This is a genomic window from Streptomyces sp. NPDC001728, from assembly GCF_040297565.1.
In the GTDB taxonomy this organism is placed as follows: Bacteria; Actinomycetota; Actinomycetes; order Streptomycetales; family Streptomycetaceae; genus Streptomyces.
This window is the reverse complement of sequence record NZ_JBEOZK010000008.1, coordinates 275,883-289,453: the sequence shown is the minus strand read 5'-3', so window position 1 is coordinate 289,453 and position 13,571 is coordinate 275,883. Positions and strand designations below refer to the sequence as shown.

Annotated in this window: 11 protein-coding genes and 1 rRNA gene; 7 read left to right on the top strand and 5 right to left on the bottom strand. The window is 72.0% G+C overall.

The annotated features are described in order from the left end of the window. Nucleotides 1-137: 137 nt before the first annotated feature. Nucleotides 138-254 (top strand): 5S ribosomal RNA (gene rrf, locus ABT154_RS15500). 101 nt (nucleotides 255-355) lie between these two features. On the opposite strand, the gene ABT154_RS15495 is transcribed toward rrf, so the two are convergent. The 5 genes from ABT154_RS15495 to ABT154_RS15475 are packed head-to-tail and all read right to left on the bottom strand — an operon-like array spanning nucleotide 356 to nucleotide 5,763. After that, nucleotides 356-1,666 carry a DUF58 domain-containing protein gene (locus tag ABT154_RS15495; RefSeq protein WP_351857298.1) on the bottom strand — a complete coding sequence of 437 codons (1,311 nt, stop codon included), beginning with the start codon at nucleotides 1,664-1,666 and terminating at the stop codon, nucleotides 356-358. A 12-nt stretch (nucleotides 1,667-1,678) separates the two neighbouring features. Next, complete coding sequence (locus ABT154_RS15490) at nucleotides 1,679-2,662, bottom strand: AAA family ATPase (protein WP_351857296.1); 984 nt, start codon at nucleotides 2,660-2,662, stop codon at nucleotides 1,679-1,681. Then, nucleotides 2,659-3,855, bottom strand: a complete 1,197-nt coding sequence (locus ABT154_RS15485; RefSeq protein WP_351857294.1) for a DUF4350 domain-containing protein — start codon at nucleotides 3,853-3,855, stop codon at nucleotides 2,659-2,661. The genes ABT154_RS15490 and ABT154_RS15485 overlap by 4 nt, the downstream gene beginning before the upstream one ends. After that, nucleotides 3,852-4,544 carry a DUF4129 domain-containing protein gene (locus ABT154_RS15480; RefSeq protein ID WP_351857292.1) on the bottom strand — a complete coding sequence of 231 codons (693 nt, stop codon included), beginning with the start codon at nucleotides 4,542-4,544 and terminating at the stop codon, nucleotides 3,852-3,854. The genes ABT154_RS15485 and ABT154_RS15480 overlap by 4 nt, the downstream gene beginning before the upstream one ends. Nucleotides 4,545-4,548: 4 nt before the next feature. After that, nucleotides 4,549-5,763 carry a DUF7544 domain-containing protein gene (locus ABT154_RS15475; RefSeq protein WP_351857290.1) on the bottom strand — a complete coding sequence of 405 codons (1,215 nt, stop codon included), beginning with the start codon at nucleotides 5,761-5,763 and terminating at the stop codon, nucleotides 4,549-4,551. A 330-nt stretch (nucleotides 5,764-6,093) separates the two neighbouring features. Here ABT154_RS15475 and mtrA point away from each other — a divergent pair, with 330 nt between their 5' ends. From mtrA to ABT154_RS15445, 6 genes are all read left to right on the top strand, one after another. Beyond that, nucleotides 6,094-6,771, top strand: coding sequence for a two-component system response regulator MtrA (mtrA, locus tag ABT154_RS15470; protein WP_010356958.1), 678 nt, complete (start codon nucleotides 6,094-6,096; stop codon nucleotides 6,769-6,771). Nucleotide 6,772: 1 nt separating this feature from the next. Beyond that, complete coding sequence (gene mtrB, locus ABT154_RS15465; RefSeq protein ID WP_351857288.1) at nucleotides 6,773-8,848, top strand: MtrAB system histidine kinase MtrB; 2,076 nt, start codon at nucleotides 6,773-6,775, stop codon at nucleotides 8,846-8,848. Continuing rightward, the gene (locus tag ABT154_RS15460; protein ID WP_502969506.1) at nucleotides 8,838-10,700 is read left to right on the top strand and encodes an LpqB family beta-propeller domain-containing protein; all 1,863 of its coding nucleotides are present in this window, start codon (nucleotides 8,838-8,840) and stop codon (nucleotides 10,698-10,700) included. The genes mtrB and ABT154_RS15460 overlap by 11 nt, the downstream gene beginning before the upstream one ends. 116 nt (nucleotides 10,701-10,816) lie before the next feature. Further along, complete coding sequence (locus ABT154_RS15455; protein ID WP_351857327.1) at nucleotides 10,817-11,626, top strand: ComF family protein; 810 nt, start codon at nucleotides 10,817-10,819, stop codon at nucleotides 11,624-11,626. 293 nt (nucleotides 11,627-11,919) lie between these two features. Next, nucleotides 11,920-12,600 (top strand): ribosome hibernation-promoting factor, HPF/YfiA family, encoded by a 681-nt coding sequence (hpf, locus tag ABT154_RS15450; protein ID WP_317877544.1) that lies wholly within the window; start codon nucleotides 11,920-11,922, stop codon nucleotides 12,598-12,600. A gap of 215 nt (nucleotides 12,601-12,815) precedes the next feature. Next, on the top strand, nucleotides 12,816-13,568 hold the full coding sequence (locus tag ABT154_RS15445; RefSeq protein ID WP_351857285.1) for a response regulator: 753 nt from the start codon (nucleotides 12,816-12,818) through the stop codon (nucleotides 13,566-13,568). Nucleotides 13,569-13,571 lie beyond the last annotated feature (3 nt).

Here is a 13,571-nt window from a genome sequence, read left to right as displayed (position 1 = left end):
CGGATGTGGAAGCCCAGTAATGGGTGGAGCTGACCGGTACTAATAGGCCGAGGGCTTGTCCTCAGTTGCTCGCGTCCACTGTGTTAGTTCTGAAGTAACGAACCGTGCTGATATCCGGTTGGTCAACTTCATAGAGTTTCGGTGGTCATAGCGTTAGGGAAACGCCCGGTTACATTCCGAACCCGGAAGCTAAGCCTTTCAGCGCCGATGGTACTGCAGGGGGGACCCTGTGGGAGAGTAGGACGCCGCCGAACAATCATTGTGGGAAAGCCCCGCACCTCATGGTGCGGGGCTTTTCTGCGTTTACGGGCCGGAACCCCATCGGAGCTCGACGAGATGTCGGGGCCTCCGACGGTCAGAGGCGGCCGGCCGCTTTCAGGGCGAGATAAGCGTCCGCCAGGGCCGGGGCCAGGGTGTCGGGGGTCGCGTCGACGACCGTGACGCCGTGGCGCTGGAGCTGTTCCGCCGTACGGGAGCGCTGGGACTGGGTCTGGGTGGCGGCAGCGGCCTCGTAGACGCCCTCGATGGTGCCGCGGGTCGCGGCCATGCGGGCGACGTGGGGGTCGGCGACAGAGGCCACCACGACCGTGTGGCGCTGGGTCAGCTGCGGCAGGACCAGGAGGAGGCCTTCCTCGATCGGTGCGGCGTCGAGGCTCGTCAGGAGGACGATCAGGGAGCGGCGCGGAGCGCGGGCGAGGGCGGTCGCGGCCAGGCCGCGGGCGTCGGTCTCCACCAGCTCGGGTTCGAGCGTGGCGAGAGCGTTGACCACGGCGGGCAGCACATCGCCGGCGGAGCGGCCCTGGACCTGGGCGCGGAGACGACGGTCGTAGGCCAGGAGATCCACGCGGTCGCCGGCGCGGGAGGCGAGCGCGGTGAGGAGAAGGGCCGCGTCCATGGAGGCGTCCAGGCGGGGGACGTCGCCGACCCGGCCCGCCGAGGTGCAGCCGGTGTCGAGGACAACGAGGATGTGACGGTCGCGCTCCGGGCGCCAGGTGCGGACGGCGACCGTGCTCTGGCGGGCCGTGGCACGCCAGTCGATCGAGCGGGTGTCGTCGCCGGGGACGTACTCGCGGAGGCTGTCGAACTCCGTGCCCTCACCACGCGTCAGAACACTGGTGCGGCCGTCGAGTTCACGGAGCCGGGCCAGGCGGGACGGCAGGTGCTTGCGGCTGGTGAACGGGGGCAGCACACGGACCGTCCAGGGGACCGTGTGGTTGCCCTGGCGGGCCGCGAGGCCGAGAGGGCCGTACGAGCGGACCGTGATCCGTTCCGCGTGACGGTCGCCGCGGCGGGTCGGGCGGAGGGCGGTGGTGAAGCGGCGGCGTTCGCCGGCGGGGACGGCCAGCCGTTGGCGCGAGGCGGCCTGCTCGGTGCCGGGCAGCCAACTGCTGGGCGGCCAGGCGTCGCGGAGCTGCGCGCGGAGGCGCCGGTTGGACGGGTTGGTGACCGTGAGCTGGACGTTCGCCGCGTCACCAAGTCGAACGGATGTATCACCACTTCGGGTGAATTGGAGCGTTCGTACTGGCGCGGCCAGGGCGTAGTCGCACAGAATTGCGAGGGAGAGGGGCGCGTTCACCGCCAGCATCCCCGCCCAGCTGGGGGCGAGGAAGCCGACGGGGAGCGATCCGAGAGCGGCGAGCAGCGCAGTTCGTCCGGTGAGGGCCATGGGGCGCCGTTCTCAGCGGGGGACGGGGACGTGGGCGAGGATCGAGTTGATGACGGAGTCGGGGGTGACTCCCTCCATCTCGGCCTCGGGCCGCAGGTGGATGCGATGACGCAGAGTGGGGAGAGCGAGGGCCTTCACATCGTCAGGGGTGACGTAGTCCCGGCCGGTGAGCCAGGCCCAGGCGCGGGCGGTGGAGAGCAGGGCGGTGGCACCTCGGGGAGAGACCCCGAGCGTGAGTGAGGGGGATTCACGCGTGGCACGACAGATATCGACGACATAGCCGGCGATCTCGGCGGAGACCGAGACCTTGGCGACGGCGGCCCGGGCGGCTTCGAGTTCGGCGGGACCCGCGACGGGACGGACGCCGGCGGCCTTCAGGTCGCGGGGGTCGAAGCCCTCGACGTGACGGGTGAGGACCTGGATCTCGTCCGCGCGGGAGGGCAGAGGGACCGTCAGCTTGAGCAGAAAACGGTCCAGTTGGGCTTCGGGCAAGGGGTAGGTGCCCTCGTACTCGACGGGGTTCTGGGTCGCCGCGACCAGGAAGGGCTCGGGCAGGGCGCGCGGGATGCCGTCGACCGTGACCTGGTGTTCCTCCATCGCCTCCAGGAGGGAGGACTGGGTCTTCGGAGGCGTGCGGTTGATCTCATCAGCGAGCAGGAGATGGGTGAAGACCGGACCCGGCTGGAAGGAGAACTCCGAGGTCCGGGTGTCGTAGACGAGGGAGCCGGTGACGTCGCTCGGCATCAGGTCGGGGGTGAACTGGACGCGCTTGGTATCGAGTTCGAGGGCGGCGGCGAGCGAGCGGACCAGCAGGGTCTTGGCGACTCCGGGGACGCCTTCGAGGAGGACGTGTCCCCGGCAGAGCAGGGCGACGACGAGACCGGTGACGGCGGGGTCCTGGCCGACCACGGCCTTCGCGATCTCGGTGCGCAGGGCCTCCAGGGAGGCGCGGGCGCTGTCCGAGTTCGTAGCGGTCTCGGGGGTCGGGGCGCTCATGAGGTGCGTACCTCTCTTTCGAGGGCGTCGAGTTGGTCCGCGAGGCGGATGAGAGCGGCGTCGTCGGCGGGAGCCGGGCCGAAGAGGAGGTGCCGCAGGTCCGCCGTGGTCTCGGGGAGACGGGCGGAGAGGGCGGGGAGGAGACGCTCGGAGGAGTGGGCTTCCTGGACGGGGACGCCGAGGAGCGGGGCGATCCGGGTGCGGGTCGCGGTGCGCAGGACGGTCGCGGCGCGGTCGCGGGCATTCGTCCTGCGGTAGAGGCGGGCGCGGCCCTCGGTGGCTTCGGAGGCGCGGAGGGCGACGGGGAGGCGTTCGGTCACCAGGGGGCCGAGGCGGCGGCCACGCCAGATGGCGGCGAGCAGGGCGGCGAGGGCGAGTTGGAGGGTGGCCCACAGCCAGCCGGAGGGGATGAGGCCGAGGAAGTCGCCCGTGGAGCCGGCGTCGGATGCGTCGGCGGTGGCGTCGGAGAGCGAGGGGAGGTACCAGACGAGATGGGGCCGGGAACCGAGGAGTTGCAGGGCGAGCGAGGCGTTGCCCTGCTGGTCGAGACGGGTGTTGTGGAGGATGTCGGGCGAGCCGAGGAGGACGGTGTCGGTGGTGCCGGTGCCGGGGAGGCGGACCAGGGTCGGCAGGCCGTCGGAGGGGTAGCAGGAGTCGGCGGTGGTGCCGGGGTCGACGCGGTAGCGCTCGCCGCCGAGGTCGACGCCGCCGGCGCGGGTGGCGGCCGGCAGGGCGCAGGAGGGGTCGCGGTTCTCCACGGCGGTGCTGGTGGCGCTGGAGACGTCCGGGGCCAGTGTGGGGAGGGAGGTGGCGCCGGCGCCGATGAGGAGGGTGCGGCCGGCGGAGTTGGTGATGAGCCCGTGCAGGGTGGACTGTTGATCGGCCGTCAGCAGGTCGGGGGTGGTGACCAGGAGCGTCGCATCGGTGGCGGTCGCGGCGGTGGCTTCGCCGAGCGTGGTGACCAGGGTGATCGTGACGCCATGCGCCTTGAGGAGTTCGGCGACGGCCCGGCTGCCGTGGGGGTCGGCGGAGCGGGGGTCGAGGGCGCCGTGGGAGCCGGTGGACCGTACCGTCGCGAGCGCGAGGCCCCCGATGAGGACCAGGGCGATGACGAGGACCGTGCCGCGTGCCCGGGTCCAGAGCCGGCGGGGGGAGGCGGCGGTGGAGGTGGCGCTGGTGGCCGGGCGGCTCATGCGGGCGACCTCGTGGAGGCGGTGTCGAGGGTGGGGCGGGTCCGCTCCAGGGCGGTGTCCAGGGCCTCGACGCGGCGGTACGCGGGCTCGTCGGCGGTGCGGCCGCCGTATGTGACGTCGTCGAAGGCGCGGACCGCGAGGCGCAGGTCGTCGGCGTGGGAGGGCAGCGAGCGGCTCGCCTCGGCCGCGGCTTCGTCGGCGGTGCGGCCGGGCCGGGGGTCGAGCAGGGCGCGTTCTTCGAGGGAGCGGACGACGGCCCGCATCCGTTCCTGGACGGCCTGGTTCCAGCGGCCGGCGGTGGCGTGCCGGGCGGCGGCCTCGCGGTGCTCGCGGGCGGTGCGGGGGCCGTCCGCGAAGAGGGAGTCGCCGGTGGTACCGGGTGCCCGGTGCGGGGTGCCGAGCCGCCACCAGAGGGCGGCGGCGACGGCGGCCACGAGCAGGACGACCACGACGAGGCCGAGGACGCCGCCGGGAGAGGCCCCCGAAGCGGAGCCGAAGAGGTCGCCGAGCCACTCCCAGAAGCGGTCGAGACCGCGCTGGAGGAGGTTCGGGTCGTTCTCGTGGTACATCGGCTTGGACAGCTCCCGCTCCGCCGCCTCGCGGGCGGGGAGCCGGGAGATGTCCACCGGTACGTCGCCTTCGGCGCGGAGCCGCGCCAGTGACGTGGCCGTTCCCCCCGTGACCGTCACGGCATCAGCCTCCGACGGTCTCGGTGCCCGGTGTGGGGCCGTAGCCGGGGAGACCCGCGGCCCGTGCCAGTTCGAGGTCCAGGGCTTCGCGGCGGATGCGCTGGTCGATGTAGAGGAGGACCGTCACGCCGGCCGAGATCGGGTAGGTGATCGCGCTGGTGATCACTCCGCCGATGCCCGTGACAATCAGGAACGGCCAGCCGAAGGCGGTGGAGGTGCCGTCGATCAGGCCGGAGAGGCCTTCGCCGTCGGCCGCGATGCCGATGAGCATGAACGGGATCGCGACGAGCATCGCGAAGACGAAGACCAGCAGCTGGGTGAGGACGGTGATGCCGAAGATCCGCCACCACGAGCCCTGCACCAGCTTCGCGGAGCGCTTCAGCGACGCGAACACGCCCTGGCGCTCCAGCATCAGGGCGGGAGAGGCGAGGCTGTAGCGGATCATCAGCCAGACGGTGGCCGCGATGCCCCCGAGACCGCCGAGGAGGGCCAGAGCGACGCCCACGGCGCCGCCGATGAGGACTCCGGGGAGCAGTGCGATGGTGACGACGGCCGTGCTCAGTGCCGCCAGCAGCAGGGTCAGGCCGACGAGCTGGAGGAGGCGAGGGCGGGCTTCCCGCCAGGCGGAGCCCAGCGAGACCGGACGGCCGAGCACGGCACGGCTGATGACGACGGTCAGCAGGGCCGCGCTCACCACGGATGCCATCAGCGTGACGAGCAGGGACGGCCCCATGCCGATCAGAGAGGACTGGACGGCGTCGAGGGACTGTGCGAGAGCCTCGGCGGGGGTGACGTCCGGGCTCGTCGCCGGGGTCTGGGGGACGAGGTAGCGCTGGGCCAGGGTGTTCGCGGTCTGGGAGATCAGCGCGACCGTGACGGTGATCGTCAGTACCGTCCGCCAGTAGGCGCGGAGGGTCTTCGCCGCACCGTCGAGGATCTCGCCCACGCCCAGCGGGCGCAGCGGGATCACCCCGGGCTTGGCGGCCGGAGGCCTGCCCCAGTGGATGTTCGGGGGCGGGGCGCCCCAGCCGGGACCCTGTGCGGGGGGCGGCGTCTGGCCGGTCGGCGGGGACCACTGGCCGGCGGGCGGCTGGTCCTTGGACCACTGAGGGGCGGAGCCGTTCGCGTCGGCCGGAGTGGTGGGCCGGGGAATCCCGGAGCCGTCCTGTCCGTCGGAGGGGGCGGATCCGGGCGAGGTCCAGCCCGGAGTGTCGTTCACGGTCGTCCACCTCGGAGGAATGGTCGCGGTGCCGGATCGGCGAACCGGCTCGGTCACGGCGGCCGACACCTGGGACGGCGGCGGGCCGGGTGCCATCGTGCCACGCGGGGACCGCCCGTGGGCGGGACCGGCCTCGTCGTTCGTACCTTTGTCCGGACCTTCATCGTGCGAGCGGTCGGGGGCATATTGTGCGGATGCCCGATCAGTACGCACGAACCGTGCGGTGGCGGGCCGAGCGGGCTCCGGTCTACAAGATCGCGACCCGGGCTGGGGGAGGCGCTGTGGGGCACGTCACGGCAGGTAACGATTGGCTAATGGGATGATGTCGATATGAAGGGACGCGTTCTTGTCGTCGACGACGACACCGCACTGGCCGAGATGCTCGGCATCGTGCTGCGGGGTGAAGGGTTCGAGCCGTCGTTCGTCGCGGACGGTGACAAGGCGCTTGCCGCATTCCGGGAGGCCAAGCCTGACCTGGTGCTGCTCGACCTGATGCTGCCGGGGAGGGACGGCATCGAGGTGTGCCGCCTCATCCGGGCGGAGTCGGGTGTGCCGATCGTCATGCTCACGGCCAAGAGCGACACGGTCGACGTGGTCGTGGGTCTGGAGTCCGGGGCCGACGACTACATCGTCAAGCCGTTCAAGCCGAAGGAGCTCGTCGCCCGTATCCGGGCACGGCTGCGGAGGTCCGAGGAGCCGGCGCCGGAGCAGCTCACCATCGGTGACCTGGTCATCGACGTGGCCGGGCACTCCGTGAAGCGGGACGGGCAGTCCATCGCCCTGACCCCGCTGGAGTTCGACCTGCTGGTCGCGTTGGCGCGCAAGCCGTGGCAGGTCTTCACCCGTGAGGTCCTGCTGGAGCAGGTCTGGGGATACCGGCACGCGGCCGACACCCGGCTGGTGAACGTGCACGTCCAGCGGCTGCGCTCGAAGGTCGAGAAGGACCCCGAGCGCCCGGAGATCGTGGTGACCGTCCGAGGCGTCGGTTACAAGGCGGGACCGAGCTGACATGAGCGAAGGCAGTACTGCTCCGAAGCCCGGGGACCCGGGAGACCGTGCGGGGCGGGCTGCCGGACCGGGGCGGGGGGGCTCGCGTTCCGGCCGTCTGCCGCGTGGCGGACGGCTGTTCCAGGACGGGGCGCCCGGCGGGCCGGTCCTCCGGCTCTTCGCACGATGGGTGCGCCGGCCGTTGCTGCCCGCCGTGCGGCTGTGGCGGCGCAACATCCAGCTGAGGATCGTCGCGGGCACCCTGTTGATGTCCCTCGGAGTGGTGCTGCTGCTCGGCCTCGTCGTCATCGGCCAGGTCCGCAACGGTCTCCTCGAGGCCAAGGAGAGGGCCGCCCAGAGCCAGGCGGCCGGCGGGTTCTCGGCCGCCCAGGACCGGGCGGCCACCACCTCCTCGTCCCCCGGGCAGCAGGACGGGGTGCGGGCCGGTGCCTCGGTGAACTGGCGGTCCACGCTCGTCGAGCAGCTCGCCAGCGGTGGCCAGAGCGCGTTCAACGTGGTCGCGCTCTCCCTCGACACCGGTGACGCCGCGAGCCGTGGTGCCCGCGCGTCCGGCGAGGTCGACCCCACCACCAGCATCCCCGCCGGACTGCGGCGCTCGGTGGCCCAGGGCACGGACACCTTCCAGCAGTTCAGCCGCATCCACTACACCAGCGGCAAGGCGTCCGACGCCGGGCTGGTGATCGGCAAGCGGCTGAACGACGCCGACGGCGACCAGTACGAGCTGTACTACCTCTTCCCGCTGACCCAGGAGGAGGACTCCCTCACCCTGGTCAAGACCACCCTGGCGACCGCGGGGCTCTTCGTCGTCGTGCTGCTCGGCGCCATCGCCTGGCTCATGGTGCGCCAGGTCGTCACCCCCGTACGGATGGCCGCCGGGATCGCCGAGCGGCTCTCGGCCGGCCGCCTCCAGGAACGTATGAAGGTCACCGGCGAGGACGACATCGCCCGGCTCGGCGAGGCCTTCAACAAGATGGCCACCAACCTCCAGACGAAGATCCAGCAGCTGGAGGAGCTGTCGCGGATGCAGCGGCGGTTCGTCTCCGACGTCTCGCACGAGCTGCGCACCCCGCTGACCACGGTCCGGATGGCCGCCGACGTCATCCATGACGCCCGGGTGGACTTCGACCCCGTCACCGCCCGCTCCGCCGAACTCCTCGGCGACCAGCTCGACCGCTTCGAGTCGTTGCTCTCCGACCTCCTGGAGATCAGCCGCTTCGACGCGGGCGCGGCCGCCCTGGAGGCCGAGCCGATCGACCTGCGGCAGGTCGTGCGCCGGGTCATCGGCGGCGCCGAACCCCTCGCCGAACGCAAGGGCACCCGGATCGTGGTCGTCGGCGACAAGCAGCCGGTGGTGGCCGAGGCCGACGCCCGCCGGGTCGAGCGGGTGCTGCGCAACCTCGTCGTCAACGCCGTGGAGCACGGCGAGGGCCGGGACGTGGTGGTGAAGCTGGCCGCCGCGGGAGGCGCCGTCGCCGTCGCGGTGCGCGACTACGGCGTGGGACTCAAGCCGGGGGAGGCGACCCGGGTCTTCAACCGCTTCTGGCGGGCCGACCCGGCCCGTGCGCGCACCACCGGAGGGACCGGGCTCGGGCTGTCGATCGCCGTCGAGGACGCGCGGCTGCACGGCGGCTGGCTCCAGGCCTGGGGCGAGGCCGGCGGCGGTTCGCAGTTCCGGCTCACCCTGCCGCGCACGGCGGACGAGCCGCTGCGGGGCTCCCCGATACCGCTGGAGCCCGAGGACTCGCGGCGCAACCGTGAGCAGGCGGCCGTCGCCGGGCGGGCGCACGACAGCGCGCGCCTGACGGCCGTACCGGCGCAGCCCGCCGGTGACCGCCCGCAGCTCCCCGTACCGCCGAGGCTGCCCGCCCCGCCGCGGGCGGCCGTCGACCCGACGGCGCTGCCCGGCAGCGGCGCACGGGTCGTGGCACGTACGACGGCCGACGCGGACGGCGCCGGGAGCACGTCGGGGGCCGCAGCGGCGGCCGGGAGCACGGCGAGTGCCGGGGCCGGTCCGGGGGCGGCCGGGGGGAACGGTAGCGGGAACGCGGAGCGGGAGGACGGGACACGTGGGCGCTGATTCCCGGGAGGGATTCGTGGGACGTGGGGGGCGGGCGCGGGTGGCGGTGCTCGCCGCGTGTGGCGGGCTGCTGGTGAGCGGGTGCGCGACCATGCCCGACAGCGGGGACGTCCAGGCGGTGCGGGGTACCAACCAGGGGGACTCGCAGGTACGGGTCTACGCCGTCGCGCCCCGGGAGAACGCCGACCCGGACGAGATCGTCGACGGCTTCCTCGAAGCCATGACCAGCGACGACCCCGGCTTCTCCACCGCCCGCAAGTACCTCACGAAGAAGGCCGCGGGGAGCTGGAAGCCGGAGCAGAGCATCACCGTGCTCACCACCGCTCCCAACCGCGAGCAGGCCGACCGCAACGCCGACCCCGACAACCAGGGCCGGGCCTACCCCCTCTCCGGGCGCAAGATCGCGACCGTGGACGCCCGCCACGCCTACCAGCCGATCAGCCCCGCCGAGTACGTGCAGGCGATCCACGTCGTGCAGCAGCCCACCGGCAACGGCAAGGGCAAGGAATGGCGCATCGACAGCCTCCCGCCCGGTCTGGTGCTCGGCGAGGCCGACTTCCTGCGCAACTACCGGTCGGTCAACAAGTACTACTTCGCCTCCGGGGAGGACTGGGTCGTCGCCGACCCGGTCTACATCCGGCAGCGGCAGGACCCCGTCACCCGGATGGATCCGGTGACGCAGACGGTCAAGGCGCTTCTCGAAGGCCCGACGAACTGGCTGAAGCCGGCCGTCGACTCCAGCTTCCCTTCCGGTACGGAGCTGCGGAAGGGCGTCACCACGCTGACGACCGACGACCAGTCCACGCTGAAGGTGCCGCTCAACGTCCGGGCGGACCGGGTGGGCGGCGAGGTGTGCCGGCGGATGGCGGCGCAGCTGCTGTTCACGCTGGGCGACCTGACCTCCGTACGCGTCGAGCAGGTGGAGCTCCAGGGGTCGAAGGGCCCGCTGTGCCGGCTGGGAAAGGGGCAGGCCACGGAGTTCGCCGCCGTCCGGAACACGGACCAGGAGGAGAACCCGTACTTCGTCGACGAGCACGGCAAGCTGATGATGCTGGATGTCGCCGGCAAGCAGGCGGCGCTGCCCGCCGAGGTGCCGGGCCCGCTGGGGAAGGACACGGCGCAGCTCGCGTCGGTCGCGGTCGACCGGGGTGAGACCCGGGCCGCCGGGGTCGGCGCGGGCGGACGCGAGCTGTTCGTCTCCTCCATCACCACGGACCAGGAGCCCTCGCCCTCGGTCCTCAGCAGCAAGGCCGCCAAGCCCGCCGACCGGCTGTCCGCGCCCAGCTGGGACGGGCGGGGCGATCTGTGGGTCGCCGACCGCGACCCCGCCGCGCCCCGGTTGTGGATGGTGCCCGACGGCACCGGCGAGCCCGTCAGGGTGAATACGCCGTGGCTCGGGGACGACGCCAGGATCGAGTCGCTGCGGGTCTCCGCCGACGGGGTCCGGATCGCGCTCGTGGTCACCCGGGGAGAGCGCACCACCCTGCAGATCGGCCGGATCCAGCGGGAGACCACGGAGGCGGCGCCGGTCGTCTCGGTGCTCGACCTCCAGCCCGCCGCGCCCCGGATGGAGTCGGTCACGGCCGTCTCCTGGGCCGGGCCGAGCCGGCTCGTCGTCGTCGGCAGGGAGGCGGGCGGCGTCCAGCAGATCCGCTACCTCCAGACGGACGGCTCGACCTCGGCGACCTCGGTGCTCCCCGGGCTGAACGGGGCCAACTCGGTGGCCGCCCCGAACACGGACTCCGCGCCGCTGGTGGCCTACTCCGGCAACGACGGCATCGTCAGACTCGCGCCCGGCGCGAACTGGCAGCCGCTGGTCAAGACGGGGCACGCGCCGGTCTACCCCGGGTAGCCCCCCGGGTAGTCCCCGGGCGCCCTACCTGACGTACTTCCCGGGTGGCGGGCCTCGTCCGCCGGGGGTTTTCCACAGGGGTGGCAGAGGAGCCCGCGGAGGCGCAGAGTGGAGCCATGCGGGGGTGGTGGCGAGAGATCGCCGGGCTGGTGCTGCCGGTGGCCTGCGGAGGCTGCGGCGTACCGCGGACGGAGCTGTGCCCGTCGTGCGCGGAGGTCCTCGCCGGGGCGGGGGAGGGGCCGCGCAGGGTGCGGCCCGCGCCCGAGCCCGTCGGGCTGCCGGAGGTGCACGCCGTCGCGCCGTACGAGGGTGCCGTACGGGAGCTGCTGCTCGCCCACAAGGAACGCGGGGCGCTCGTCCTCGCCGGACCGCTGGGCGGGGCGCTGGCCGGGGCCGTGGAGGCCGCCGCAGGGGCCGCCGAGGGGCCCGCACCGCGCCCGCTGCTCCTCGTACCGGTGCCGTCCTCGCGGCGCTCCGTGCGGGCGCGTGGCCACGATCCGACCCGGCGGGTCGCCCGGGCGGCGGCGGCCCGGCTGCGGAGCGCGGGGCGGCCGGCGCGGGTGGTGCCCGTGCTGCGGCAGCGGCGGCACGTGGCGGACCAGGCGGGGCTCGGGGCGCGCGGGCGGCTCGCCAACCTCGCCGGGGCGCTGGAGGTCGTGCCGGGCGGAGGGCGGCTGCTCCTCGCCGGAAAGGTGGTTCTCGTGGACGACCTGATGACCACGGGGGCCTCACTGGCGGAGGCGGCACGCGCTCTCCGGGCCGTACACCTTCCGTTCATTCCTGGAATACCGCACGGCTTACCGGTCGGTTCGGCGCAGCGCGGATTCGAACAGCTGGTGGCGGCTGTGATCGCATCCTCTCCCGCTTCGTTCGAAATAAACCGGAACTCGCGAGGAACTTGGATCGTTGCAGGTGGTGAGAGGTGAAAGCACCCGAACGGAGGTATGTCGCGGTAGCGGGTGCCGACACCCGTCCGAAGGGGCTATGTTCGGTTGTGAGGAATGGCGAAAGCCATCGCTCGCCGAATACATGGTTGCGCCTACAGGACAGGAGTTCAGGGCGAATTAACCTCTTGTCGATGGGGTGGGGATCTTGTCGACTGGGGAGGAGGAGGTGAAAGTCGCCAAGTCCGAGCTCCGGTAACCACCGGAGTCTGGTGCAAAGGGAGAAGCCCGGCGGCCAAGGAGCCGATCCGGGCGATCCGGGAACGGAGTTCTGCGTGGACATCGTCGTCAAGGGCCGCAAGACCGAGGTGCCCGAGCGGTTCCGCAAGCACGTGGCCGAGAAGCTGAAGCTGGAGAAGATCCAGAAGCTCGACGGCAAGGTGATCAGCCTCGACGTCGAGGTGTCCAAGGAGCTGAATCCGCGGCAGGCCGACAGGTCGGACCGCGTGGAGATCACCCTCCACTCCCGAGGCCCGGTGATCCGGGCGGAAGCCGCGGCAGGCGACCCGTACGCAGCGCTCGACCTCGCCAGCGACAAGCTCGAGGCACGACTGCGCAAGCAGCACGACAAGAAGTACACCCGCCGTGGGAACGGCAGGCTTTCGGCGGCGGAGGTCGGGGACGTGGTTCCCGGTGCCGCCCAGCTCAACGGCGACGGGCAGCTCGTCGCCGACGAGACCGACAAGGTGCCCACCACGATGATGGGCTCGATCGAGGTGCAGGGCGAGGGCCCGCTCGTGGTCCGCGAGAAGACCCACCGGGCCGCACCGATGACGCTCGACCAGGCGCTCTACGAGATGGAGCTGGTCGGGCACGACTTCTATCTGTTCGTGGACTCCGACACGAAGCAGCCGAGTGTCGTCTACCGGCGACACGCGTACGACTACGGCGTCATCCATCTGGAGAGCGACCCGCTCGCCGAGGGCGGCGGCGCCGGCGGTGCGCTCGGCGGCTGACGGGCCGTCCCGCCGCCTACCGCCCCCACACTCGGGTGTCCCTCACGGTGCCCCTGGAGCGCTTCTCGCGCACCCAGGGGCACCACCGTGCGCGCACGGGAACACTCCGTCGCCGCCGGGCATGAAATCATGGCGTGCACGCCAACCGGTGCTCTTTGGGCAGTGGTTGGAGGACCGGAAACGAATTCAGGCCACGGCCTTCAGGGGGAGGAACGATGGCGGACAGCTTCGGGCCGGTGCTCAGCGGGCGTGAGCACGGTGGCGCGGTCCCGGAGGGATCGGATTCGGACAGCGGGGCATTCCGCAGGGAACCGATCCGGGTCCTCGTCGTGGACGACCATGCCCTCTTCCGCCGGGGGCTCGAGATCGTCCTCGCCCAGGAGGAGGACATCCAGGTCGTCGGGGAGGCCGGTGACGGGGCCGAGGCGGTCGACAAGGCGGCCGATCTGCTGCCGGACATCGTCCTGATGGACGTACGGATGCCCCGGCGCGGCGGCATCGAGGCGTGCACCTCCATCAAGGAGGTGGCCCCCAGCGCGAAGATCATCATGCTGACGATCAGCGACGAGGAGGCAGACCTCTACGACGCGATCAAGGCGGGGGCCACCGGCTACCTCCTCAAGGAGATCTCCACCGACGAGGTCGCGACGGCCATCCGCGCGGTCGCGGACGGACAGTCGCAGATCAGCCCCTCGATGGCGTCGAAACTCCTCACCGAGTTCAAGTCGATGATCCAGCGCACCGACGAGCGCAGGCTGGTCCCCGCGCCCCGGCTCACCGACCGGGAGCTGGAGGTGCTGAAGCTCGTCGCGACCGGTATGAACAACCGGGACATCGCCAAGGAGCTCTTCATCTCCGAGAACACCGTGAAGAACCATGTGCGGAACATCCTGGAGAAGCTCCAGCTGCACTCCCGGATGGAGGCCGTGGTCTACGCGATGCGGGAGAAGATCCTCGAGATCCGCTAGGCG

What these genes read in the sequence shown, in the direction of transcription:
- ABT154_RS15495 (WP_351857298.1), bottom strand. Translation starts at nt 1,666, where the DNA reads ATGGCCCTCACCGGACGAACTGCGCTGCTCGCCGCTCTCGGATCGCTC.
- ABT154_RS15490 (WP_351857296.1), bottom strand. Translation starts at nt 2,662, where the DNA reads ATGAGCGCCCCGACCCCCGAGACCGCTACGAACTCGGACAGCGCCCGC.
- ABT154_RS15455 (WP_351857327.1), top strand. Translation starts at nt 10,817, where the DNA reads ATGCGGGGGTGGTGGCGAGAGATCGCCGGGCTGGTGCTGCCGGTGGCC.
- mtrB (WP_351857288.1), top strand. Translation starts at nt 6,773, where the DNA reads ATGAGCGAAGGCAGTACTGCTCCGAAGCCCGGGGACCCGGGAGACCGT.
- ABT154_RS15445 (WP_351857285.1), top strand. Translation starts at nt 12,816, where the DNA reads ATGGCGGACAGCTTCGGGCCGGTGCTCAGCGGGCGTGAGCACGGTGGC.
- ABT154_RS15485 (WP_351857294.1), bottom strand. Translation starts at nt 3,855, where the DNA reads ATGAGCCGCCCGGCCACCAGCGCCACCTCCACCGCCGCCTCCCCCCGC.
- mtrA (WP_010356958.1), top strand. Translation starts at nt 6,094, where the DNA reads ATGAAGGGACGCGTTCTTGTCGTCGACGACGACACCGCACTGGCCGAG.